Here is a 24,319-nt window from a genome sequence, read left to right on the forward strand (position 1 = left end):
TCAATCCAAAAGGTATAAATGTAAAGGTTTTCTATAAAGGCGATAATCTTAATCATATCTATCTAAATCATACTGGAGATATACAATGGGAAATATTAGACAGACAAACATCAAGAACATTGCATTCCGCCTGATCGACAACCACGGAGACGTATTCACAACAGACTTTGAACAGAACAAGGTTCTCGTCTCACAGTACACAACAATCGAGAGCAAGGTCATCAGAAACCGTGTCGCAGGCTACGTTACACGCAAGGTCGCACATCCTAAGAAGATCTAATTCTCAGGAAGTGGATCTTTATGTTCGAAGGAGTATTACCAGCCATCATAACTCCTTTCACAAAAGCTGACACCATAGACAAGACAGGTCTTCAGCAGAATATCGAATTTGTTGAAAATGGTGGAGTTTCAGGAATTGCCGCCTGCGGGACAACTGGCGAATCAGCCACATTGTCCACTGCGGAACACATGGAACTCATTGATATTGCAGTTGATTGTGCAAAGGTACCTATACTTGCCGGAACAGGCTCAAACAACACGGCAGAGGCTATCGAGCTGACAAAGCACGCGGAAGATGCGGGAGCAGCCGGTGCTCTTGTAATATCTCCTTACTATAACAAACCGAACAAAGCAGGACTTATTGCTCATTTTAAGGCTATCGCAGACGCGGTGGAAATGCCGATCGTCCTTTACAACGTACCATCACGTACAAGCCAGGACATGCCACTTGATGCCATAATCGAACTGGCAAAAGTGGATAACATCGTTGCTATCAAGGAAGCCAGTGGCAACCTTGACAAGGTCTCACAGATCATCGAGAACACAATGGATGAAGATTTCAATATCATATCCGGCGATGACGGCCTCACCATGCCCCTGATGTCCCTTGGCGGAACCGGAGTCATCTCCGTGGTCGCAAACGTTGTACCTGAAAAGATGGTAGGACTTGTGGACGCTGTCAATGCAGGTGACATGAATACAGCAAGGCAGATCCATTACGAGATAGCACCACTCATCCGTGCACTGTTCACGGAAACAAACCCAATACCTGTCAAGCGTGCAGTAGAGCTGATCGGGCTTAACACAGGCCACCTGAGATTGCCTCTTGCACCTATCAGCAGTGAGAACGAACAGAAGCTTGTCGATTGCCTGAAAGAACTCGGGTGTATCTGATGATAAACGCAGCAGTTACCGGTGCTTCCGGAAGAATGGGAAAGCTCCTTATCGAAAACATCATCCAGATGGATGGTATACAGCTTTCAGCAGCTTTCGACCTTGTGAACATCGGAAAGGATGTCGGAGAGGTTGCACAGCTCGGAAAGCTTGAAGTCCCGATCTCTGATGTTGCAGACATGGCAGCAGTTCTCAAAGAATCAAAAACGGATGTCGTAATAGACTTTACAATTGCAGCTGCAACGGTTGTGAACGCACCGGTCGTAGCGGATGCAGGTGTTGACCTCGTGATAGGAACTACCGGCTTTAGCCCGGAGCAGCGCGCCCTTATCGAGGATGCAATTACCAGGAACAATACCACAGGCATAATCTCACCAAATTATTCCATGGGCGTTAATGTCTTTTTCAAGATACTGCAGGAAACTGCAAAATACCTTTCAGATTATGATATCGAGGTCATCGAAGCCCACCACAACCAGAAAAAGGATGCACCTAGCGGCACTGCAATGAGAGCTGCCGAGGTCATCAGTGAAACACTGGGAGGTAAGGATTTCGTATACGGACGTGAAGGTCTCGCCCCAAGGGCTAAAGAGATCGGAATTCATGCCGTACGTGGCGGGGATATTGTAGGCGATCACACAGTTCTCTTCGCCGGAGGCAGTGAACGCATCGAGATAAAACACCAGGCACATTCCAGGAATGCATTTGCATCAGGAGCTGTGAAGTCAGCTATCTGGATAGCAAACGCAGAACCAGGCATCTATACAATGGATGATATCCTGGGATTCTAACTCTTTTTTTGACCTTAATTAATTTCTACTATCAAAAACCCAGAGATATTCGCATAGAGAATTCTATCCGTACATGTCGTACTAAAGAGATGACAATACAAAAAACCTGAACTATAAAATTAAAATAAAAGATATCAGAGAAGGTGGTTCCCGATATCTTCCGAGATTATCCTTTCACAGTACAAACAACGAAGGACGATCCTCTGTCCGTCAGTACTTACAGTGAACTTTGATGAAACCGGTTCGTTACTGTTGGAAATACAATTTGGATTTATACATTTTACCACACCACCCACTATCTCAGGGATGTGCACATGAGTCTTTTCAGATACCTCAAAGTTCCTGATAATATTGATAGTGGCCTTTGGTGATATCAATGAGATCTTGTCAACCTCATCGACATTAAGCTCCCTTCCTTCGATCTTAACAACATCTTTTATCCCATGTACGCTCGGTGCATTGATAATTATGCTTATGACCCCTGAAGCTGCGTTAGGAATATTGAGGATGTTCAGGACATTCAGCGCCTGTCCTGCAGTAATATGATCAATGACCGTTCCATTCTTTATCGGATGTACCCTGATCTCAGGTACAGGAGTTTCTCCATTGCTCATTCCAATGCCCCCATAACAAGTGCAAGTAGTGCCATCCTTACCGGAACCCCATAGAAGGACTGCTTGAAATAGCAGGCATGGGGAGTGTCATCAACCTTAGGATCGATCTCATTCGTCCTTGGAAGAGGATGCATGACCTTAAGGTCCGGTTTTGCCTTTTCCAGAAGTTCAGTGGTTATCTGGAGACTGTTGGCAACCTTACGGTATTCGGCAGGGTCCGGGAAACGTTCCTTCTGTATCCTTGTGGCATAAAGAACATCCACATCTGCGATGGCCTCTTCGATGGAATCTGTCTCTGTGACCTTTATGTTGCGGCTCCTGAGATCCTCTATGATCTCCGCAGGCATGCGGAGTTCTTTCGGGGATATCAACGTGATCTCTGCCCCGTAAAGGGAAAGAGCATAGCACAATGAATGTACCGTCCTGCCATACTTCAGGTCACCTGCAAGAGCTATTTTCAGCCCCTCAAGATGGCTTTCCCGCCTTATGGTGTAAAGATCAAGGAATGTCTGGGTAGGATGATGACCTGCACCATCCCCTGCATTGATTATCGGAACTGAAGAGAACTCAGAAGCAAGCTGGGCAGCACCTTCCTTATTGTGCCTTAGTACAATTGCGTTGGAATAGCCCTGTACAACACGGATAGTATCAGCAAGGGTCTCGCCTTTTGCAATGGAACTCGCATCAACGGAACCAAGGCTCAATACATCACCCCCAAGGCGCATCATCGCAGTCTCGAAGGACATGCGCGTCCTGGTACTTGGTTCAAAGAACATGACGGCCAGCACTTTGCCATCGAGCATATCAGACTTCGTTTTGCCGCTTGCTATCGGCTCAAGTTTTTCAGCAGTATCAAGGATATGGTCGATCATATCTCTTGAGAAGGATTTCATGGAAATGATATGAAGGTCTTTGAATGTCATTCATAAGAAAAAGAATTGCATGAAATATAATGTTTGCCTATGGAAAATGAAAGAGAAAAGAGAAATAGACCACAATAGAATTATTCTTCCAGTTCTTCAAGGAACTGCATCCATCCCTTTGCATCTTTTACCTTGCACTTTTCAGCTTCCTCACGGAACTTTTTCATACGTTCCGGACCAGAAAGCTCTTCAATGTCCTTAAGGTCCATAATAGCTCGCAGAAGCCCGGCAGTCTCGTCAAAGACATCTTTGGCCTCATCGAGGGTCATATCGGTCTTCTCGAGGTAAGTTTCACAGGACTTCGCTTTTTTATTAAGGACAAGAATGCAGTGATCGATATGTTCCCTGTCTTCATCGGTAAGCTTGTCCTTATTGATCAGCTGCCAGGTGATCTCATGCAATGGGACCTTCTTCCCTTCGAGCTCAACTTCATCAGGTATTCTTTCACCACACCAGAACAAATGCCTGTGAAGGCGAGCCAGAAGCTTTTCACGCTGCTGTTTGGTTATAAGCTGATCGTCCCCCATGCTCCTCAGATCCCTTTTGTGGCTTCAAATACCATTAATTATTAAGTACTATGAACATATACCCGGATAGATTTATACTTATTCAGGTACACTACTTTATCAAACTCCAAAAGGTGATCATATTAGTACAATAATTCAGGTCGCACTTGACCTGCTGGAGATCGATCGCGCCATACAGATCGCAAGAGAAGCTGTTGAAGGAGGCGCAAACTGGATCGAAGCTGGAACACCGCTTATAAAAAGCGAAGGGATGAACGCTATCCGACAGCTCAAAAAGGAATTCCCCGAGCACACAATTCTTGCAGATATGAAGATCGCAGATACCGGTGCTTTTGAAGTGGAAATGGCTGCCAAAGCAGGTGCTGACGTTGTGATGTTGCTGGGGAATGCAGATGATTCCACCGTTCAGGACGCAGTAAGATCTGCGAGGAAATACGGCGTCAGGCTGATGGCCGACCTGATCATAGTAGAAGATCCTGTAAAGAGAGCACAGGAACTGGAAACGATGGGTATTGACTACATCAACATGCATGCAGGCATCGACCAGCAGATGACAGGAAAGGATCCCACCCCTTTGCTTGAGAGGATAATTCAGGCAGTTGACATACCGGTGGCAGCCGCAGGAGGACTTGATGCAGTTACGTCTGCACAGGCAGTAAAAGCAGGTGCGAGTATCGTCATTGTTGGAGGTAACATCACACAATCGGATAATGTGACAGAATCTGCAAGAAAGATACGTGAGAGTGTTGATGCCACCGAGATTCCCGAGTTCAAACGACAGACACTGGAAAAGGAGACAAGAAGATTGTTCTCCGAAGTATCCACACCTAACATCACCGATGCCATGCACCGAAAAGGTGCCATGAAGAACATCCGTTCAATGGTCGATGGGAAAAAGATGGTTGGCACAGCTGTCACAGTACAGACCTTCGAGGGAGACTGGGCAAAAAGCGTCGAAGCCATCGAGGTTGCAGGCGAGGGGGATGTCATTGTGATCTACAATGGAAGCCCTCATATTGCACCATGGGGAGGACTTGCCACCCTCAGCTGCCTGAACAAGGGCATTGCAGGGATCGTCATTGATGGTGCCGTAAGGGATATTGATGAGATAAGGAATATCGGCCTTCCGGTGTTTGCAACCAGCAACGTTCCTAATGCAGGCGACCCGAAAGGTTTTGGAGAGATTAACGCCACCATCAACTGTGGCACCCAGGTGGTCAACCCGGGAGATTACATCATAGGCGATGACAATGGTGTAGTTGTGGTGCAAAAGGAACGTGCATATGAAATAGCAAGGCGTGCAAAAGAGGTGGAGAAGAACGAGAAACGCCTCTATGAAGAAATAAAGCGCGGAAGTACGCTTTCCGAGGTACTTAAACTCAAAAAATGGGAGAAAATGTGATGATCGAACTTCTGAAGGTACTAGTCTGTGCCCCATTCCTGATCTATGCCTGCTACTCCGATATAAAATCAAGAAGAGTTACCAACAGACTCTGGCCAAAAATGCTTGGAGCAGGCGCCATATTCATGCTATATGATGCTTACAGGTTTGGCATCCCATACATCAAATGGACAGCTATCTCCTTCATACTTATCTTCACATTCGTTTACATATTGTTCTACCTGAATGCCTTTGGTGGCGCCGATGCAAAGGTCCTGATGGTGATATCACTTATATTGCCGATCTACCCTGCAATGGAACTCTTCGGCAGACAGCTGCCCATCTTCGGAATACCACCGCTTAACCTTTTCACATTCAGCGTATTTGGAAATTCGGTCATCCTGACAATAATAGTTCCTATAGGGCTATTCCTTTACAACATGACACAGCCTTCATTGAAAGAGACACTGAAGAAACCACATTACATGTTCGTTGGATACAGGACGCCTGTCTCAAAACTTGACAAACCTCACATAAGACTGATGGAAGCTTTCGAAGAGATTGACAACGAGATCAGGAATAAGTTCACCACTTCAGGTACAAAACTTGACGATGAGACGATCTCCAGACTACAGGAATATGCAGAAAAAGGCCTTATCGATGAAAGAGTATGGGTCACACCCGGCCTGCCATTCATGATTCCAATAACTGCCGGATTCATAGCAGCAGTGGTATACGGTGACCTCATATTCCAGCTCACACTGAACTTCCTGCTCTGAGAAGCTCATTTAGAACCTTTCAAATAACGGGTGATCTCTTCCATGAAGACTGGCCCGTACTTTTTTAATTTGAACTCACCGACGCCTGTAATGTCAAGGAACTCCTCGTTCCTGATAGGATACTTTACCGCCATCTGACGAAGACTTGTATCCGCAAAGATGATGTAAGGCGGAACGTCCTCATCCTCTGCCAGTCTTTTTCTTAACTTCTTAAGCCGGTCGAACAACTTTTTGTCGGGGCGTGATATAGGGGTTGGAACCCTCTTTGACTTTTTAGTAGCAGTGGACTTCTTTGATGCAGTTGTCTTAGAGGTAGTCTTTTTAGAAGTGGTGCTCTTTGAATTGGAAGTCTTTGAAACAGAAGTACTTGAACGAGCATTATTTGAGCTATTGCTCTTTGAAGTCGGTGATCTTGAAATTGTAGTTTTGGGTTTCCCGGGTTTCGCCGCAACCGCATCAGACGGCCGCGTCAACCAGACCTCTCCACCCGCAAGAACTTCCCGGCTCTGTTTGTTCAGGTTTAACAGAGGATATTTCGCCCCTTTAACATCAAGGAAACCAAGACGAACCATCTCCCTTGCCATATCGAGCCATTCGGACTTCGTGTAGCCCTCACCGGTAGCATAGCTTTTGAGACGGTCATGCTTGTAGCTTTTTATCTTCTTTGCCCGGGAACCTGAGATTATATCCACCACATGCGTCAGGCCAAAGCGTTCATTGACCTCGTCCACACAAGACAACAGCACCCTTGCAGCCTCCGAGGCATCATAAGTATCACGTGGCTTAAGGCAGACATCGCACCCGCCACAATAATCGGATTCCAGTTCCTCTCCGAAATAACCAAGCAAGACCTTCCTGCGGCATGTCGTGCTTTCACAGAAATCGATCATTTCCCGGAGTTTAACCGTTGCAATATCACGTTCGGACTTTTTCGACATCTTATCGATGAAGTACTTGATCTTGTACCAATCACCACGACTGAAATACAGGACACATTCACATTCAAGACCGTCACGGCCACCCCTACCGGTTTCCTGATAGTATCCCTCAATGTTCTTGGGAAGGTCATAGTGGACGACAAACCTCACATTCGGTTTGTCAATACCCATACCAAATGCCACTGTCGCCACGATTATGTCAACATCATCCCTTATGAAGCGTTCCTGGTGTTCATGTCTTTTGGAATCTGACAGGCCCGCATGATAGGGCAAAGTATGAAAACCTTTGTTGTTGAGCTTCCTGGAAAGGGATTCCACGCTCTTTCGGCTGTTGCAGTAGATGATTCCCGAATCGCCATCATGGCTTTTGAGGAGATCTTCCAGATCACCAAATGTGTTCTTTTTCTGTCGGATCTCATAGGAAAGATTGCTGCGATTAAAACTTGCCACATATACAGAAGGAGACCTCAGCTTGAGCATTTTAATAGTGTCATCCTTGACCTTCGGTGTGGCGGTTGCAGTCAGCCCAATAACCGGAATGTCAGGGAACTTTTCCTTCAAAAACCCAAGACGACGGTATTCAGGCCTGAAGTCGTGGCCCCATTGTGAAATGCAATGTGCCTCATCGATGGCGAACAGGCTGATATTCACATACTTGAGAAGTTCCAGAGTACTTTTCATACAAAGTCTTTCAGGAGCAACATATAGTATTTTCACATGACCATCCACTATGGCACGTGTGGTCTCCTGTTGCTCGCGATAGCTTAACGTGCTGTTAAGATAAGCAGCAGCTATCCCGTTGCTGACCAAGCCATCCACCTGATCCTTCATAAGGGATATAAGAGGAGACACCACGATAGCAAGACCATCCATCATAAGGGCAGGGATCTGGTAGCAGATGGACTTCCCACCCCCGGTAGGCATCAGTACGAAAGTGTCCTTCCCGTCAAGGACATCCCTGATGATATCCTCCTGAAGGGGGCGGAATTCGCTGTAGCCGAAGTATTTCTGGAGTGTCCTGTGCATGTTGAATACCGATGATCATCTGATGTTTATTCTACTAAAGAAGCTACAGATATTTAAGAGCAGAGCATGCGGAGTGAAAGTGTTCAAGCCCTTTAAAACCACGGATAATTCAGATAGACATAAATTGTCAACAATAAACAAAATGGAAAACTACTATTAAGTCATATGTTCCATCGATAGCATTAAAACCAACAAACATATTAAGCACAGCATATTTAAGAAACCCACTAATATTAACTAACATTGATTAACTGATCATCATCACATCACAACCGGAGTTCATTTTCATGGTAAAAGTCGAGAAATTCATACCTAAAGCGATAGACAGGATCAAAGAAAAGGCCAAAGGGAAGACGATTGTAGGACTTTCCGGCGGAGTTGACAGCTCGGTCTGTGCAGTTCTTGCATACCGTGCCCTCGGGGACCTGTTCTTCCCGATCTACATTGACACAGGCCTCATGAGGAAAGGAGAGACAGAGGTCATCGAGGAGATCTTCGCAGACATGAACCTTCAGGTCATCCATGCCAAGGATCGTTTCCTTGAAGCTCTTGTGGGAGTAAAGGACCCTGAAGAAAAGAGGAAGATCGTCGGTGAGACATTCATCCGCATCTTTGAGGAAGAAGCACGCGAGCTTGAAGCAGAATACCTGATCCAGGGAACTATATACCCCGACAAGATCGAATCTGAAGGCGGAATCAAATCCCACCACAACGTTGGCGGATTACCTGAAAAGATCGACTTCAAAGACATCATCGAACCTATCGATGACCTGTACAAGGATGAAGTTCGTGAGGTTGCAAAGGCACTTGAACTCCCTGATGAGATCTGTGAGAGGATGCCATTCCCGGGACCCGGACTTTCCGTAAGGATAATCGGTGAGGTTACCGAGGAGAAAGTAGATGTGGTCCGCGAGGCAAACGCAATCGTTGAGGAAGAACTGCTCGAGAAGTTCAAACCATGGCAGACATTCGCTGCTGTTGTCGGTAAAGGAACCGGTGTCAAAGGTGATGTCAGAGTACATGGCTGGATCGTCGCAGTCCGCGCAGTGGGCTCAAGGGACGGAATGACCGCAGAAGCACTCGAACTTCCATGGGAAACCCTGAAGAAGATCGAAACAAGGATCTCCGGCGAGATACCATCTGTTGCCAGAGTGCTTTACGACCTGTCACCAAAACCACCTGCAACAATCGAGTTCGAATAATGTCACTCAACAAAGCCGTACTGGAAATACGCAACCGCCAGCGTATAAAGCCATCATCGAATGAGTATCCTGCTGCCGTCTGGAGGAGCACTGACCACTTCAACGGCGAAACAGTGGATACGCTGACCATCATCTTCAAGACATCAGGATGCTGGTGGGGAAAGGCAGGCGGCTGCACCATGTGCGGTTTTGTCTATGATAGCGCAAAGATCCCGCCACAGCCGGAAGAGCTTGAGAAGCAGCTTGAGAATGCCATGCAAAAAGGCGAAAGGCTTGAGCGCTTCATGGTCAAGATATTCACATCAGGCAGTTTCCTGGATGAAAAAGAGATCCCTGTTGAAACGAGGAAGAAAATCCTTGGGAAGCTGGCAGCCGATGAACGTGTGTTCAAGGTGATCGTGGAAAGCCGTCCGGAGTTTGTCACAGACGAGATCCTGAAATCATGTAGCGATGCTCTTGGAGATACATCATTCGAAGTTGCCATCGGTCTTGAGACCAGCTCAGACAACATCCGCAAGAACTCTATTAACAAAGGATTCACCTTCGCTGATTTTACCAGGGCTGCTGAAGCAGCTAAGAACAACAATGTGGCCATGAAAGCTTATCTATTGCTAAAACCCCTCTTCCTCTCGGAAAAGGAAGCTATGGAAGACATTGTGAATACCATCGATGATGTCGCAGGACATGCACAGACCATTTCTATCAACCTGTGCAATGTGCAGAACGGCACTTATGTTGAGCACATGTGGCAAAGAGGTCAGTACAGGCCACCCTGGCTTTGGAGCATTGTAGAGATACTGCAGAGGGCAAAACAGAAGCATCCTGAACTTGTGATAACTTCCGATCCGGTGGGTGCAGGCTCAAAGCGCGGCCCGCATAACTGCAAGAAGTGCAGCAGGGATGTGTCGGATGCCGTACACCTGTTCTCCAGGACACAGGACCTGACCGTACTTGATGGACTTGACTGTGGCTGCAAAGAGCTCTGGAAAAAGGTCCTTGAAATGGATGGACTTACATACGGAAGTCCGATACGGGATTAATAAGATAAAAGTAAAAAATAGAAAAAAAAAGGTTAGAGGACACGCTTATTCCGTGTCCTGATATACCATTGTTCCTATTCCCTTATCAGTGAAAAGCTCAAGCAGGACTGAATGGGATACACTTCCATCAATTATGTGAACGCGTTCCACACCGCCAAGGACACTTGCTTTGGCACTTCTCATTTTAGGGATCATACCCCCGCCGATAACATCTTCCTCTATCAGAGGTTCCACATCATCCACACTGATGCGGGAGATACGGCTGGATGTATCTGACTGGTCCCTGAGAACACCAGGTACATCTGTCATCAATATCAGTTTCTTCGCATGCAGGGCATCTGCCAGATCGCCTGCGACCGTATCAGCATTGATGTTCAATGCATTACCCTCGGCATCCATTGCGATAGGAGAGATCACAGGGATATAATCGTTGGCTGTTACAATGTTGATAAGCTCGGGATTAATGATCTCGGTCTCTCCGACCCAGCCAAGGTCCACATCATGTTCAACATCCTCGATCATGATCTTCTGAGTGGCCTTTTTCTTAGCCATGATCATTTTCCCATCCTTTCCGGAAAGACCTACGCCTTTTCCACCATGCTTACCTATGAGGGATACGATCTTTGTATTAATGTTACCCACAAGGACCATGCGTGCGATCTCCATGGTCTCATCGTCAGTTATTCTCAATCCACCTACAAACTCCGGCTTCTTCCCCATACGCTCCATCTTTTCAGTGATCTCAGGACCACCGCCATGAACGATCACAGGATGAATACCAACAAAACGCAAAAGAACGACATCCTGAATGATATCGCTCATAACAGAAGGATTGACCATTGCATGCCCTCCGACCTTGATCACCATTACAGAACCATAGAAGTCCCGGATGTACGGTAGGGCTTCGATCAGAACATTCTCTCTTTTTCCTGTCATATGGATACAATAACGAATCTCATTTTATAAAGCTTTTTGATATATGACATATGAGCATATGAAATGAAAAGAGAATTATGAATTAAAACAAAAGAGAAAATCGGAACATGGAGAACTGATCAAAAGACAAGGATCGAAAACATATTTGAAAATGAAAGAATAAACATTGAACCTAAAAAGTAGAATTTGAAGAGTCCGTAAACGGACTCAAACAAATTAATAGTAAATATCAGATCTTGTCCAGTTTGATAATTCCTGGCTTCTGTTTCTTCACGAATGGCTTGTTGATCTTGTCAGGCATCCAGTCAGGCTTGTTCTTTGGTGCCTTGACCATTTCTTTCCATCCAAGGAATACATGGACCTTCTTGGTGCCACGCTCTCGAAGCATTATCTTTTCTGGCTTGGACTTGGTACCCTTGCCCCTGTTAGCAACTTTGAGAGCTGCCTGCCGTGGCTGTTTACCGGTGAATACTCCATGCTCTTTACCCTTACTGTCTCGTAACACAAAATTTCTTGTTTCAGACATTTTATCACCTTACGTACCCGTTATTGGTTATATGTAGTTGTACTTATCGAATATATATAGTTTTCTTTTAATGTAGCCTTATGATAATGTTTCTGTAAATCAAGTTAATTTGACATTATTGCTGATACTGGAAAAGAATAAAATAACTAAGAGACAGATATCCGAGATCAAGAAATATATTTTAAAAATACAATTACTGCTATTAAAATGATGGAGTATAACAAAACATTTACATGTAATGAATATGTTTGTGTTTGGTATCAATCTAAAACCATAACTTAAACATAATTTATTTTAATTCTTTATTAGAGGTCATAAAAATGGAGCTTCCAGTTGCGCAATTTCCTGACGTACAAGCAAATAAACCAAATATACCCGTAAACCTGACACGTGTAGGTGTGACCGGAGTTAAAAAACTAGTTGAGATCAAACGTAAAGACAAAAGGCCGATCGTGCTTATTTCAACTTTTGAGATCTTCGTAGACCTGCCTTCAGACCGTAAAGGTGCAAACCTTTCACGTAATTTCGAGGCCATAGATGAAGTCCTTGAAAAAGCGATCAACATGCCGGTTTATGAAATAGAGGAACTTTGCAGCGATGTTGCAAAGAACCTGCTGGGAAGGCATGAATACGCCACCCGGTCCGAAGTACGCATGAAAAGTGAATATGTGGTCAAAAGGGAATCACCTTCCACAAAGATGCAGTGCCAGGAAGTTGTGGACATATTTGCAGAGGCCATTGCAACAAGACCAGGGGATGAAGACATCGACGTCAAGAAACTCATTGGTGCAGAAGTTGTCGGCATGACCGCCTGTCCATGTGCCCAGGAGATCATGAGGGATAACGCAAAGGCAGCACTGCGTGACCTTGGTGTTGACCTGGAGACCATTATTAATTTCCTGAACAAAGTGCCAATGGCAACCCACAACCAGAGAGGACGAGGCATAATCTCACTTGAAGTAAGTGGTGATGTCGAGGTATCACTGGACACAATTATCGAGATCATTGAAAACTCAATGAGCTCCAGTATTGTCGAGCTCCTGAAACGCGCAGATGAAGCAATGGTCGTGGAAAGAGCTCACAAGAACCCTAAGTTCGTTGAAGACTGTGTAAGAACAATGGCACAAAAGGTTGTCAGCGAATTCGGACATGTACCTGATGATGCTGTCGTCACTATCAAGCAGATAAACGAAGAAAGCATACACAGACATAATGCATTTGCCGAAAGGGTTGCGCTCCTCGGCGAACTAAGGGAAGAGATCGAAAATAACTAAGGAGAGATCAGAAAGTGGAAGAAGAGCCTTCAGCAGTTGATGCAAATGGTGCTCCGATAAGCATTGGAAGTAATGTAAGGTACATCAATACAGATACCATCGGAGAAATTATCGATATCAATACCGATGATGAAGGCACCTGGGCACTTCTTGATACTACCCAGCTTTATTACAGGGTGGACACCCTGCAGATCACAGACCGGAAGGCAAGTGCGGGTAAGGAATATACCATTTCCGAAGAAGATGTAAAAGAGCGCATCAAACAACAGGCAGAAGACGTACAGACCAGCACACTGGAAGAAGTGTTCCAGGCAACAGGAGGAGGTTAATACTCCCACCTCCAATAACCATTCTTTTTTTAATTAAATGTTAATTCAAATTATAGTATTGCTTAATTCTTAGCATTGATCTAATCCTGTCAGGCTGTTCTCAATCGCATTTCCCAAGCAATGTAAGGGATCTTATCCACTCACCCTTCGGCTCCCTGGAAGTGCCTACCACAAGTCTCTTGATATCACCAACCTGCTCAACAACGCCCTGTGCCTCAATTACCTCCCCTTCCAGAGCCTGTCCTGCATAGGTATGGGTGTATGAAAGAACATGGTCGATCTTATCGTGGTCTACCCTGTAAACAGAAGGATTATCGAACGCTAGCTCCGCATCCGTGACCTTTGCTTCGATCTTCATAGTCCCAACATCAACACCTCGTGGAAGTGGTCCTTCTATCTGGCCCCAGTCCCTAACGAACAGCAGGTCGAAATAAGTGCCTCCGACCATTCCCCTGTTCCCTTTGCGTTTCTCATGCAGAATGAATTCCTCATAAGAGATCTCAGGAATGCGCTTGTTGTAAATGCGATGCCACATCTGCTCATCAATGTCTTCGATAAAGCCATCCTCTTTCTTTGCAGCTGCAATTGCATCCCTTGCCTTGAACCATTCGTTACCATATACTACAAAATCGACATCTGATTGCTCATTTTGCAATCCCGGCAAAAATGAACCGGTAACTCCCATCTTTTCAAGAGGGATGTCGGCATCAAGCAATACATTTACAACAGCCTTTACCCTCTCATCCTGATTAACAAGTTCAGGAATAGGATCTGGTGGATGCAGGACCATCTTCACCTGGTCCTCGGGAACTATATGTACATCCTGCACCCACTCAGGCCTGTTCTCCTTCATAAAATCGAAAGCAACATCAAAATCATATTTTCGGTATTTGAGCCCATTCAGCTGGCGATCACCGGATTCATCAGGAACATACCTTAGTACACACCTCACACCATCAGGATGAAAATAATCAGCTACTGCAAATATCCAGTCGTCTTTTGTAATAATGAAATCTCTGATACGCGCTTCTATCATAGTGATCTACCCGTGATTATTTGAAACAATTCAACAGATGTAACTCAGGACTTATAATTTGCCCTCATAGAATATATCCTGATCAGGAAAGTTCCATGGAAAGGGCTATTTCATCACAATCCGGAAACTTGGGACATTTAATGCAGCCACTCCAGATCTTATGTGGAAGTGATGATTTATCCACACGACTGAACCCGTTCTTTTCAAAAAAGGCCGGAGCATAGGTCAATGTGAACACCGTTGTCACCCCAAGCTCACGAGCATCATCAAGACAGGAATCCAGTAGCCTGGTACCTACTCCTTTACCCCTGTATTCCGGAAGTATTGCAAAGGAGAGAACCTCAGCAAGGTCAACCCACAGGACCTGAAGTCCGCAGCAACCAACTACCTCTCCGCCCACCTCATAAACATAGAAATTGCGCACGGACTCGTAGAGTTCACTGACAGAGCGGGGCAGCATCTGATCCAGATCTGCATAATAATTGATAATACGTTTAATGCTATCAACGTCTTTAACAGTAGCTTTCCTGATCAAAATGCAAGCTCCTTTGTTTGTAAAAATGATGAAAGAATAATTGGCGGGCGTGAAGGGATTTGAACCCCTGATTTACAGCTTAGGAGGCTGCCGCCATATCCTGGCTAGGCCACACGCCCTCGCGACACTCCTGTAATGTCGATCATTCTTTTAAACTTATTGGTCAAAATACAATCCAAAAGAACCTTGTTAAGATTTGGAGAAACATATCAAGTTTTGAACAGATCGATGTAGAGAGATAAGTATTTCCAGTACTGGAAATTAACCAGTGGAAAAATCGACAAAATTATATATCATTATAATTATGAGGTGTTGTTGAATGGGACAAATTCAAACACAGGAGACAAATAAATGAAGATAGTACACGCACAAACGGTCCTTGCAGAAGAGCAACTAATGGAATTGAAGAAAAAATGCAATAGCTCATCTACAAAAGAAGCACTTACCATTGCTGTGGAGCACTATCTTGAATGTGAGTATACTGACATGAACGAAGACATGTGGGCTAAAAAGATGGAGAAGATCGTTCAGAAAAAGAAAGAACTGCAGAACTGAACATAAAACCACAACTCATTTTAACACATATTTTACTCGTTACATGAGATGCGTTTTCAGCAAATCATGTAACATTTTTTTAAGTCACATCATCAGGACTGTGATCCTAATGACCTTTTGTTAACCAACACTTTGAGCTTTTTAGCATTAAATTTTTATGAAGCATACATATTTTATCAAGATTATATTATTAGTTTGCTAAATTTTGATAATATGTACATAAGACATTTATACACGAAATATGTTTAAATATAGACAGTCTGATCGATTCATTGGAAGGACTGATAGATAAATGACATCATCGTACCTAATGACTTTTATAATGGCACCGATACTGATATGCCTTATAGCAGTAGCATATTACATCTTTGTTCCAAAAGATTTCAAACGTGATCATGAAACAAACTGGAGAAAGATGTTTTCTCTGAGAACATTACCATATTTGGTATCAGCCTGTTTTGTTTACCTTCTTGTAAAATCCCAGCTCGCATTTGTGATGTTTCTGGGCAAATTTCCGGAAACCAGTTATGCAAGCTACATGATACGGATAGAAGGAGATGCGGTCGCATATTTCCAGAACTTTGCAACGCCGTTGTTGACATATACCAGTGCTTTCGTTTACCTGATAGGATTTTCATTCCTGTTGATATTCACTTTCCTCTTGTTTATGTACACACAACAGCACGAATACCTGCAGGAATATACTATCGCTTTTGTATCCATATACCTTATAGCACTACCTTTTTACATCTACGTACCCGTACCGGTAACAGGTTTTACACTACCGAATGTCGTACCCCTGTTGTACAACATAAGTCCAATTATACTACAGGGTGTAATGATAGTGGACCCGTTCCTTGACAACTGTTTTCCCAGCCTTCATGCAGCATTGTCTGTTATGGCCATGCTAATGGTGCTTAGAACCGATTTCAAGAGGTTCAAGATCTTTGCAGTAGCACTTACAATTGCGATCCAGTTCACGATCCTCTATCTTGGAATACACTGGATCACTGACATGATCGGAGGGATCGTTCTTGCCCTGGGAACTTATTGTATTGCAACCCGATACAGGAAGAATATACTGAGAATACCGGAACTTATCTTTGCTACCTTTGAAAAAAGGACAGAACTCTTCGAGACCGTTAATTCGGTCCTTTTATCAAAAGGCCTCATCAAATGAGAAGATGAATACTGTCCTTTTGAAAAGAATAAATACTATTCAATAGAATATATGTTATGGTACTTGCATTTACTTTAGGATAAAATGGAGATAGTGGTTACCATGACAGAAAAATTGGGTTCGATCCTCGAAAACAGAGGACCTATCAAAAAAATAGGCGTACTTGGAATGGGATACGTAGGAATCCCTGCAGCTGCTCTTTTTGCAAACTCCGACAGTTTTGATCATGTTCTGGGATTCCAGAGAGATTCACAGAGTTCCGGTTACAAGATAGGTATGTTGAACAATGGGGAAAGCCCCCTCAAAGGGGAGGAACCTGGCCTGGAAGAACTGCTGAAAAAGGTCGTTGGCGAAGATAAGTTCGAATGCACACCGGACTTTTCAAGGATATCAGAACTTGATGCGGTAACCCTTGCAATACAAACACCATTCTCCGACCCCTCAAGTCTTCTTCCCGACTTCAGTGCACTCACTGAAGGCATACACAATGTGGGGAAGTATCTGAAAGAAGGCATGCTGGTAGTTCTGGAATCCACCATAACTCCTGGAACCACGGACACGCTTGCCCGACAGATCCTTGAAGAAGAATCCGGGCTTACCGCCGGTGAGGACTTTGCGCTTGCACACGCCCCTGAAAGGGTCATGGTGGGGCGCCTGCTGAAGAACATACAGGAGCACGACCGTATTGTGGGCGGTATCGATGAGGCCAGCACAAAGAGAGCAGTGGAACTTTACAGTCCGGTGCTCACAAAGGGAAAGATAATACCCATGACAGCAAGGGCCGCAGAAGTTACCAAGACCGCAGAGAACACCTTCAGGGACCTCCAGATAGCAGCCATCAACCAGCTGGCACTGTACTGTGAGGCCATGGGCATCAATGTCTACGATGTAAGAACAGGTATCGACAGCCTCAAAGGCGAAGGCATTACACGTGCAATATTATATCCGGGTGCCGGTGTGGGAGGACATTGCCTTACAAAGGACACGTATCATCTTGAAAGAGGAGTCACAACCAGTGGTGGAACACTTGACTATCCTGATGACATGGATTCCATATTCGTCCTTGCAAGAAAGGTGAATGATTTCATGCCAAAGCACATGTTCCACCTGACAAAAGAAGCACTCAAGCGCATCGACAGGGAAGTGAAAGGTTCAAAGGTCGCAATACTTGGATGGGCATTTATCAATGACTCCGATGATGCGCGCAACCCGCCTTCTGAGCCATATAGGGACCTTCTGGTGAACGAGGGAGCAAATGTAATGGTACATGACCCGCATGTGCTGAACTACCCCCGTGTGGAGATCATGAAGGACCTGGACGAAGTTATCAAAGATGCTGATGTCGTGGCAATACTGACCGGGCACTCCCAATACTTCGAGCTGAAGCCTTCACAACTAAAGGCACTGACAGGAAAGGCAAACACAGTTATTGTAGATGGAAGGAACGTTGTGGACCCTGATATATACATCAGCAATGGCTTTGTGTACAAGGGAATCGGGCGAGGGGATAAGAACGAACATACTATTGTCTGAGCGATATTCTGCTTGAACATTGATTAGCATAAGACAGAGAGAAGTTAGAGGGTGGAAAGAGGTAGGTTAAAGATAGATCAGATCTCGTTCCAACTGACCATTCAGGCCAACAGGATGAAAAGAGGATGTGGTTGAGAGAATTACAACCCATCTTCACTTATTTTTAGCAACTGCCGCGTCCATGCATTATAGAACCAGTTTTAAATTTATCTGAAGACTAAAGAATCTGGGAATATTTTAATAATTGCCGACAATATGGTTGTGCAAACCTTCCAGAGATAAAAAACGTGACACTCCGAAGTTATTTGCACAATTTCATTAGTAAAGATAAGCAGGAATCCAAAAGTGTCTGCCAGTACAGGGTACGCCAGACAAAGAACCAGAGGACCATACAGGTAGATTGTTCCCAATGCAAACAGTCATCAACTCTCAATGATCCTGCCTGTCGTGAAAGATTGTTTGATATCATACTCACAGAACCCATATCAAACAGGCTTGTACTTTCCCACCTTTATGAACGCGACTATGAAGGAAATGAGATCGCAGTCATCTATGAACTTGCAAAGTTTGGAGATGCCCTTTTAAATTACAAGGATGTGCGACTTACATCCAATTGTTCACACAGGGAAGCCGACAAATGCACTTCATACAGGAAAAAGTTGATTGACAATGTTCTGGAGTGCTCAAAGAATGATCCTGTTACTGCGTGCAAATTTCTAAAGGAAACTGGGATCGATGGCAACGAATACCCTAACCACCCGGAATGCCATGACTGTGTTGCAGACTTCAGATCGACCATCCGGGAAATGCAGGACATCGCTTCTGAGATCAGTATCATTCACTACTTCAGGACAGAACAAGATTCCCGGCACGATGCTGATAACAATGACAACTCCCGGACAGTTTTTGATTATGACAGCTACATCAAGCCCCACGTAAGGCCTGCTTTTTCAACTTCCCGCATATACACGGAACCACCTGGAAATACACGATTCATGGAATGCTACGACGTCAGGAACAATGCAGGGAGAATGCTCCAGATATCCATCTATGAAATGACGGACAGACCTGAGAAGCTTTACATGGCAATTCCCCTTGAGTACAACCTTGGACATGAAGGTCTTGGCCTGATCGAAAGGGTCAGGAAAAAGCTGATACGATTCCGTCCTGAGAATATGAACTTCGCTGATCCTGTGAACTCAAGGGAATATATCTACAGGATCGGGAAGCAAATGCTTGAGGAAGATGCAAAACTGCATGAGATCGCCCTTACGCCTTTTGAGACCATGGCATATTCAGACCTTCTTGCAAAATACACAACAGGTCTCGGGATACTGGAGGATGTGCTTTCAGACCCGAAGATCACGGATGTATATGTGAACGCACCTGCAGACATCAATCCGATTCATGTGGTCGTGGACGGAGATGAATGCATCACCAACATATTCCTCTCACAGGACGACCTGGACTCAATGGTCTCGAGGTTCAGGGCCATTAGCGGAAGACCTTTCGGAGAAGCAACACCGGTACTGGAAATGGAACTGGCCGAATTCGGGGTCCGTGTATCAGTTATCGGCGATCCTTTGAGTGCCAACGGCCTTGCTTATGCCTTCAGGAAGCATGCAAGGACCCCGTGGACACTGCCTAAGCTGATCAACACCGGTTCGATCTCACCCCTTACTGCCGGCCTCCTGAGCTTCCTCATGGATGGGGAGGCATCGATCCTTGTGGCCGGAGAGGTGGGCGCAGGGAAGACATCCCTGCTATCCGCCATGATGATGGAGATCCCCCAGAAATACCGCATCCTGACGATAGAAGACACAAGGGAACTCCCCATAGAGGACCTGCAGCAGCTTGGATGGAAGATACAGGGCATGAACTCACGCTCATCGATACTGAACACAAGCATCGAAGTGAAACCCGATGTTGCACTACGGGCAGCCCTGCGTCTTGGGAATTCCTCGCTTGTGATAGGAGAGGTCAGGGGACCCGAGGTAAAAGTGCTCTACGAGGCCATGCAGGTAGGTACAGCAGGGAATTCTGTCCTTGGAACCATACACGGGGCATCTACAAGGTCGGTCTATGAGCGCATAGTCCATACTCTCGGCGTGCCCCCTGCATCCTTCAAGTCCACCGATGCAGTGGTGGTCTGTACCAACACAAGGATTGGAGGAAGCATGAGCAAAAAACGCAGGGTAACGCAGATCTCGGAAGTGTCCACAGGGTGGGATGAGGATGCCACACCGGAGGAGATATTCACAGAGATAATGCAGTACAGCACCGTTGAGGACTCATTGATACCCACTGACATACTGGACAGGGGGCAGTCCGAGCTCATCGGGAAGATCGCACGCAAATGGGGGATAGCCATCGATGATGCATCACTCAACATACGCGTAAGGGCAAGGATAAAGCAGAAGATAGCCAGTGCCGGCACTCTCAATCCCGGATTTCTGGAAGCAGATGTGGTCAGCAAGGCCAACAACGCCTTCTGGCTGTATATGGACATGGAAAAACATGGCACCTGCGGACCGGACTATGAAAGGGTATATGAGAAATGGAATCGCTGGTTCGACAATTTCTCCGCTTCCCGGGTTTAAAGGAGCGGTACGATGGGAACAGGAATATCAGAGAACTGGTACGTTCGTGGATGCAGGTTCACATCCCGACATTTTTCCAGGTTCATAAGGGACATTGATGCCTTCTCAACAAAGGCTGAAAGATCGGTCAGCCAGGAATACCGTGATGCTGTGATCTTTACGGGATCCGTGATAGAACCTTTCGAGACCGTCCTGTTCTCTTATGTCGGATCACTGACAGCGCTTGCCATGTTCCTTCTTCTGGATGTCATCCTGTTCCGCATCACAACGTTCAATCCGACTGTGCTGACATTCGTGGCCGTAATGACATTGCTGGTGCCTTTGGGAATACTGTTCTACCTCAGCGAATATGTGAAAATACACGCCAGGTACATGAAGATACAGTCCATCGGCGACATACCTGAGGTCCTGAGCTATGTTGTCATGTCCATGAGGCTTGTCTCTAACATGGAAAAGGCAATCCATTTTGCTGCCCTCAATTCCACAAGGCCACTTGCAAACGACCTCAGGAAGATGCTCTGGAACCTGCAGGTTCGCATGTATTCAAGCATGGATGATGCGCTACTGGACTTTGCACAGATGTGGGGGAAGAATAGCGAGCATTTCAAACGTTCCCTTCACCTGATCAAAAGTTCCACCAGCGAACCCGATGAGGCACAGAGGGTGATCACACTTAACCGCGCCCTGGACATCGTGCTGGAGGGAACAAAGGAGATGATGGAACAGTATGCAGTACGCCTGAAGACTCCCACATACATCCTTTATTCCATTTTTATCCTCATTCCCCTGGCGCTTGTGGCACTCCTGCCTGCCGTTACTGTAGTCGGGATAAGGTTCGATGCAGTGACCCTCGTAATACTTTATGACCTTGTTCTCCCGATAGCCACCTTTGCATACGCGGAATACATCCTCATGCAACGCCCGGCAACTTTCCTGCCCCAGGCAATTCCGGAAACTCACCCGGGACTGAAAGGCATAGCCAGAAAAAGGAAAGTTGCAACGGTCGTTGCAGTTGTGATCGGTATTCTGGTCAGTTCATCAGGATACATAGCCATCTTTTTTGGCAATCCGATGAATATCATCTCAACCGGGACCCTGGAAGGGATAATTCCACCTGCACTGTTTGTCATCTGGGGGATAGTGATCGCATTTTCGATATACATGAACACAGTATATTCACCATACAAGAAGATACGGGACGATATCCGGAAGATGGAAAGCGAATTTGCCGATGCGTTGTTCATACTGGGCAGAAGGATCTCCGAAGGACGTTCTGCAGAGGAATCATTCGCCCACACCTCCAAAACAATGGAAGGATCGCATATCGGAAAAATGTTCGAAAGGATCTCCATCAACCTGATCACCATGCGAACGAACATAAGGTCAGCGATCTTCGACGAGGAGTTCGGGGCTTTCAGGGATGTTTACTCGGACAGGATACAGACCACAATGATAATGTTCACGGAAAGTGTGCACAAGAGCCACCTTTCAGCAGGAGTTGCCATCATTAAGCTTGCAGACCACCTGAAAGAACTACAGGCCGTGGAGAAGAACATCAGGCATTCACTGTATGATATGACATCCACCATGAGAACAACAGCCTGCATATTCGCACCCCTTATCGCAGGTGTGACCATAGCTCTCTCGGAGGTCATCGCTAGGATCCTTCAGGACGTCGCTGAAGGCATTTCAAGGCTCCCCCAGAACCTCGTACCCGGTCCGGCACAGATATCGCCTGAGAACCTTCACCAGACAATTGCACCGGACCTTTTCATGCTGTCAATTGGAGTCTACCTGATTCTCATCACAGCCATCCTTGTGAGATTCTCAAGCACCATAGAGAACGGAGGAGAAAGAACACAGTTCCTGTACGACCTCGGTCAATCGTTGCCGATCGCTATAATCGTTTTCACGGTCACAACGGTGGTCTCAAGGATATTCTTCAGGGGATTGATATGACAATGTTAAGAAGTAAAATTTAAAAAAAATAGCAACCAATCAATCAATCAATCAATCATTCAATAGATCAATCCACATATACAAGAGCTTTCACGGGGCACACGCTGATGCACTTCATGCAGACAGTGCATTTGCTGTAATCAATTGTGGCCTTTCCATCTCTTATTTGCAAAGCTCCAAAGGGACAAATGTTATCGCATTTGCCACAGTTGTTGCATCCGATGACAGCTATATATCCTTCCGGGTGACTCATCTGCGAACAATTAGGTCACAACATACATACACTTTTGTATTTAAATCAGGCTTATATACGAGAGGAGATATGAACCACAGCATGAAAGGGATGGTCCGCACAGATAAGGGGTCTTTCTACACATACCTCACAAGAGGCTGCAAACTATGCCAGCAGGGTGCCAAGATGGTGCTCTTCATTACAGGCATATGCAACAGAGGATGCTTCTATTGTCCGCTATCGGACGAAAGAAAGAAGGATGATACCTATGCCAATGAGCGTCTGGTGAAGGACGATGAAGATGTTATCGATGAAGCGATCCGGATGGATGCCCTGGGAACAGGCATCACCGGTGGAGAACCACTAATAAGACCGGAACTTGTCCTTCATTATATCAGACTTCTGAAAGAAAGGTTCGGCAAGGACCACCACATACATCTTTACACTTCAATAGCCCCGAAAAGGGATTTGCTAAAAGCCCTTTCTGAAGCAGGACTTGATGAAATAAGGTTCCACCCGCCTGAGCAATTATGGAAAGAGCTTAAAGGCTCTGATTTTGAACGTGCCATAAGGGATTCCATTGAGCTTGGAATGGAAGCAGGAATGGAACTGCCATCAATAGAAGGAGTAAACGATGTCGAAGAGGTTGTCATCAATACAGGCTGTTTCCTGAACCTCAACGAGCTTGAATTCTCGGACACGAATGCCATAGAGATGAAAGAGAGGAACTTCGTGCTCAAGGATGACATGAGCAATGCTGTGGAAGGATCGGAAGAATTTGCACTGGAGCTGGCAGACAAGCTGCCTAAGATACACTTCTGTTCGTCGAGATACAAGGATGCCGGACAACTGCGTGAGCGTCTGCTAAGGACTGCAAGAAAGACAGCACGAGAGCTTGACGAGATCACTGAGGAAGGAACGATCGTCTATGGTTCTCTTGAGGGTGCTGATACTGATAAAATGGTAGGGATATTGCATAGCTTCGAAGTACCGGAAGACCTTTTTGAAGTAAAGGGCAACACTGTGGAATTACCCTGGTGGATAATCGAGGAAATAGCAGAAGAACTTAAAGAAGAAGGCCTTATCCCGTCGATCATTGAGAGGTATCCCTTCGAAGACGGACTCGTAGTTGAAGTGATTCCGCTCTGACACTAACATTTATAAGGATTAATGTTGTAGTGGAAACGCGTTCTGTATCATAAAACAAATAAATTAGCATAAGTTTATAAA

24 protein-coding genes and 1 tRNA gene are annotated in these 24,319 nt (G+C 45.4%); 15 read left to right on the forward strand and 10 right to left on the reverse strand.

The genetic code is table 11. The features are described 5' to 3' along the window. Window positions 1-85 precede the first annotated feature (85 nt). Genes WOA13_RS04340 through dapB form a run of 3 tightly spaced genes read left to right on the forward strand, consistent with a single transcriptional unit; the run spans window position 86 to window position 1,964 of the window. A complete protein-coding gene (locus WOA13_RS04340) occupies window positions 86-280 on the forward strand; it encodes a 30S ribosomal protein S17e (protein ID WP_048204886.1) in 195 nt (64 codons plus the stop codon). 20 nt (window positions 281-300) lie between these two features. Further along, complete coding sequence (gene dapA, locus WOA13_RS04345; RefSeq protein ID WP_342126742.1) at window positions 301-1,173, forward strand: 4-hydroxy-tetrahydrodipicolinate synthase; 873 nt, start codon at window positions 301-303, stop codon at window positions 1,171-1,173. Further along, a complete protein-coding gene (gene dapB, locus WOA13_RS04350; RefSeq protein WP_342126743.1) occupies window positions 1,173-1,964 on the forward strand; it encodes a 4-hydroxy-tetrahydrodipicolinate reductase in 792 nt (263 codons plus the stop codon). The genes dapA and dapB overlap by 1 nt, the downstream gene beginning before the upstream one ends. Before the next feature lie 134 nt (window positions 1,965-2,098). On the opposite strand, the gene pyrI is transcribed toward dapB, so the two are convergent. The 3 genes from pyrI to WOA13_RS04365 form a co-directional block, all read right to left on the reverse strand. After that, window positions 2,099-2,578, reverse strand: a complete 480-nt coding sequence (pyrI, locus tag WOA13_RS04355) for an aspartate carbamoyltransferase regulatory subunit (RefSeq protein WP_342126744.1) — start codon at window positions 2,576-2,578, stop codon at window positions 2,099-2,101. Beyond that, window positions 2,575-3,501 (reverse strand): aspartate carbamoyltransferase, encoded by a 927-nt coding sequence (pyrB, locus tag WOA13_RS04360; RefSeq protein ID WP_342126746.1) that lies wholly within the window; start codon window positions 3,499-3,501, stop codon window positions 2,575-2,577. Before pyrB ends, pyrI begins: the two co-directional genes overlap by 4 nt. 80 nt (window positions 3,502-3,581) lie before the next feature. Continuing rightward, window positions 3,582-4,028, reverse strand: a complete 447-nt coding sequence (locus WOA13_RS04365) for a DUF5788 family protein (RefSeq protein WP_342126747.1) — start codon at window positions 4,026-4,028, stop codon at window positions 3,582-3,584. 178 nt (window positions 4,029-4,206) lie between these two features. Between WOA13_RS04365 and WOA13_RS04370 the strand changes: the two genes are divergently transcribed. Then, the gene (locus WOA13_RS04370; protein ID WP_342126896.1) at window positions 4,207-5,430 is read left to right on the forward strand and encodes a bifunctional hexulose-6-phosphate synthase/ribonuclease regulator; all 1,224 of its coding nucleotides are present in this window, start codon (window positions 4,207-4,209) and stop codon (window positions 5,428-5,430) included. After that, on the forward strand, window positions 5,430-6,188 hold the full coding sequence (locus WOA13_RS04375; RefSeq protein WP_342126748.1) for an A24 family peptidase C-terminal domain-containing protein: 759 nt from the start codon (window positions 5,430-5,432) through the stop codon (window positions 6,186-6,188). Before WOA13_RS04370 ends, WOA13_RS04375 begins: the two co-directional genes overlap by 1 nt. A gap of 5 nt (window positions 6,189-6,193) precedes the next feature. On the opposite strand, the gene recQ is transcribed toward WOA13_RS04375, so the two are convergent. Further along, entirely contained in the window at window positions 6,194-8,152 is a 1,959-nt protein-coding gene (gene recQ / locus WOA13_RS04380) for a DNA helicase RecQ (RefSeq protein WP_342126749.1), read from the reverse strand. A 287-nt stretch (window positions 8,153-8,439) separates the two neighbouring features. Between recQ and guaA the strand changes: the two genes are divergently transcribed. Then, a complete protein-coding gene (guaA, locus tag WOA13_RS04385; protein WP_048204878.1) occupies window positions 8,440-9,354 on the forward strand; it encodes a glutamine-hydrolyzing GMP synthase in 915 nt (304 codons plus the stop codon). Next, window positions 9,354-10,394 (forward strand): archaeosine biosynthesis radical SAM protein RaSEA, encoded by a 1,041-nt coding sequence (locus WOA13_RS04390; protein WP_342126750.1) that lies wholly within the window; start codon window positions 9,354-9,356, stop codon window positions 10,392-10,394. Before guaA ends, WOA13_RS04390 begins: the two co-directional genes overlap by 1 nt. Window positions 10,395-10,439: 45 nt before the next feature. Here the strand turns inward: WOA13_RS04390 and argB are convergent, their stop codons facing one another. Both argB and WOA13_RS04400 read right to left on the reverse strand, forming a co-directional pair. Beyond that, window positions 10,440-11,330 carry an acetylglutamate kinase gene (gene argB / locus WOA13_RS04395; protein WP_342126752.1) on the reverse strand — a complete coding sequence of 297 codons (891 nt, stop codon included), beginning with the start codon at window positions 11,328-11,330 and terminating at the stop codon, window positions 10,440-10,442. 229 nt (window positions 11,331-11,559) lie between these two features. Then, the gene (locus tag WOA13_RS04400; RefSeq protein ID WP_048204875.1) at window positions 11,560-11,856 is read right to left on the reverse strand and encodes a non-histone chromosomal MC1 family protein; all 297 of its coding nucleotides are present in this window, start codon (window positions 11,854-11,856) and stop codon (window positions 11,560-11,562) included. 320 nt (window positions 11,857-12,176) lie between these two features. Between WOA13_RS04400 and mptA the strand changes: the two genes are divergently transcribed. Together mptA and WOA13_RS04410 are read left to right on the forward strand one after the other, a co-directional pair. Then, the gene (mptA, locus tag WOA13_RS04405; protein WP_342126753.1) at window positions 12,177-13,130 is read left to right on the forward strand and encodes a GTP cyclohydrolase MptA; all 954 of its coding nucleotides are present in this window, start codon (window positions 12,177-12,179) and stop codon (window positions 13,128-13,130) included. A 14-nt stretch (window positions 13,131-13,144) separates the two neighbouring features. Next, the gene (locus WOA13_RS04410; RefSeq protein ID WP_342126754.1) at window positions 13,145-13,459 is read left to right on the forward strand and encodes a DUF2098 domain-containing protein; all 315 of its coding nucleotides are present in this window, start codon (window positions 13,145-13,147) and stop codon (window positions 13,457-13,459) included. A 100-nt stretch (window positions 13,460-13,559) separates the two neighbouring features. Here the strand turns inward: WOA13_RS04410 and WOA13_RS04415 are convergent, their stop codons facing one another. The 3 genes from WOA13_RS04415 to WOA13_RS04425 form a co-directional block, all read right to left on the reverse strand. Beyond that, a complete protein-coding gene (locus WOA13_RS04415) occupies window positions 13,560-14,495 on the reverse strand; it encodes a nucleotidyltransferase domain-containing protein (protein ID WP_342126755.1) in 936 nt (311 codons plus the stop codon). Window positions 14,496-14,577: 82 nt separating this feature from the next. Further along, a complete protein-coding gene (locus WOA13_RS04420) occupies window positions 14,578-15,030 on the reverse strand; it encodes an N-acetyltransferase (RefSeq protein ID WP_342126756.1) in 453 nt (150 codons plus the stop codon). 41 nt (window positions 15,031-15,071) lie between these two features. Next, window positions 15,072-15,149: transfer RNA gene (locus WOA13_RS04425), tRNA-Arg, on the reverse strand. A gap of 232 nt (window positions 15,150-15,381) precedes the next feature. On the opposite strand from WOA13_RS04425, the gene WOA13_RS04430 reads away from it, so the two are divergent. The 5 genes from WOA13_RS04430 to WOA13_RS04450 all read left to right on the forward strand — a co-directional run bounded on the left by WOA13_RS04430 (window position 15,382) and on the right by WOA13_RS04450 (window position 22,857). Then, window positions 15,382-15,585, forward strand: a complete 204-nt coding sequence (locus WOA13_RS04430) for a DUF5371 family protein (protein ID WP_048204870.1) — start codon at window positions 15,382-15,384, stop codon at window positions 15,583-15,585. A 310-nt stretch (window positions 15,586-15,895) separates the two neighbouring features. After that, window positions 15,896-16,765: a phosphatase PAP2 family protein gene (locus WOA13_RS04435; protein WP_342126757.1), complete on the forward strand. Its 870-nt coding sequence runs from the start codon at window positions 15,896-15,898 to the stop codon at window positions 16,763-16,765. 102 nt (window positions 16,766-16,867) lie between these two features. After that, window positions 16,868-18,298: a nucleotide sugar dehydrogenase gene (locus WOA13_RS04440; protein ID WP_342126758.1), complete on the forward strand. Its 1,431-nt coding sequence runs from the start codon at window positions 16,868-16,870 to the stop codon at window positions 18,296-18,298. Window positions 18,299-18,585: 287 nt separating this feature from the next. After that, window positions 18,586-20,898 carry a type II/IV secretion system ATPase subunit gene (locus WOA13_RS04445; protein WP_342126759.1) on the forward strand — a complete coding sequence of 771 codons (2,313 nt, stop codon included), beginning with the start codon at window positions 18,586-18,588 and terminating at the stop codon, window positions 20,896-20,898. 12 nt (window positions 20,899-20,910) lie between these two features. Next, entirely contained in the window at window positions 20,911-22,857 is a 1,947-nt protein-coding gene (locus WOA13_RS04450) for a hypothetical protein (RefSeq protein WP_342126760.1), read from the forward strand. 67 nt (window positions 22,858-22,924) lie between these two features. Here the strand turns inward: WOA13_RS04450 and WOA13_RS04455 are convergent, their stop codons facing one another. Then, window positions 22,925-23,110, reverse strand: a complete 186-nt coding sequence (locus tag WOA13_RS04455; protein WP_342126761.1) for a 4Fe-4S binding protein — start codon at window positions 23,108-23,110, stop codon at window positions 22,925-22,927. A gap of 69 nt (window positions 23,111-23,179) precedes the next feature. On the opposite strand from WOA13_RS04455, the gene WOA13_RS04460 reads away from it, so the two are divergent. After that, entirely contained in the window at window positions 23,180-24,238 is a 1,059-nt protein-coding gene (locus tag WOA13_RS04460) for a radical SAM protein (RefSeq protein WP_342126762.1), read from the forward strand. The last annotated feature ends 81 nt before the right edge of the window (window positions 24,239-24,319 follow it).

This window comes from Methanococcoides sp. LMO-2 (assembly GCF_038432375.1).
GTDB classification, from domain to species: domain Archaea; phylum Halobacteriota; class Methanosarcinia; order Methanosarcinales; family Methanosarcinaceae; genus Methanococcoides; species Methanococcoides cohabitans.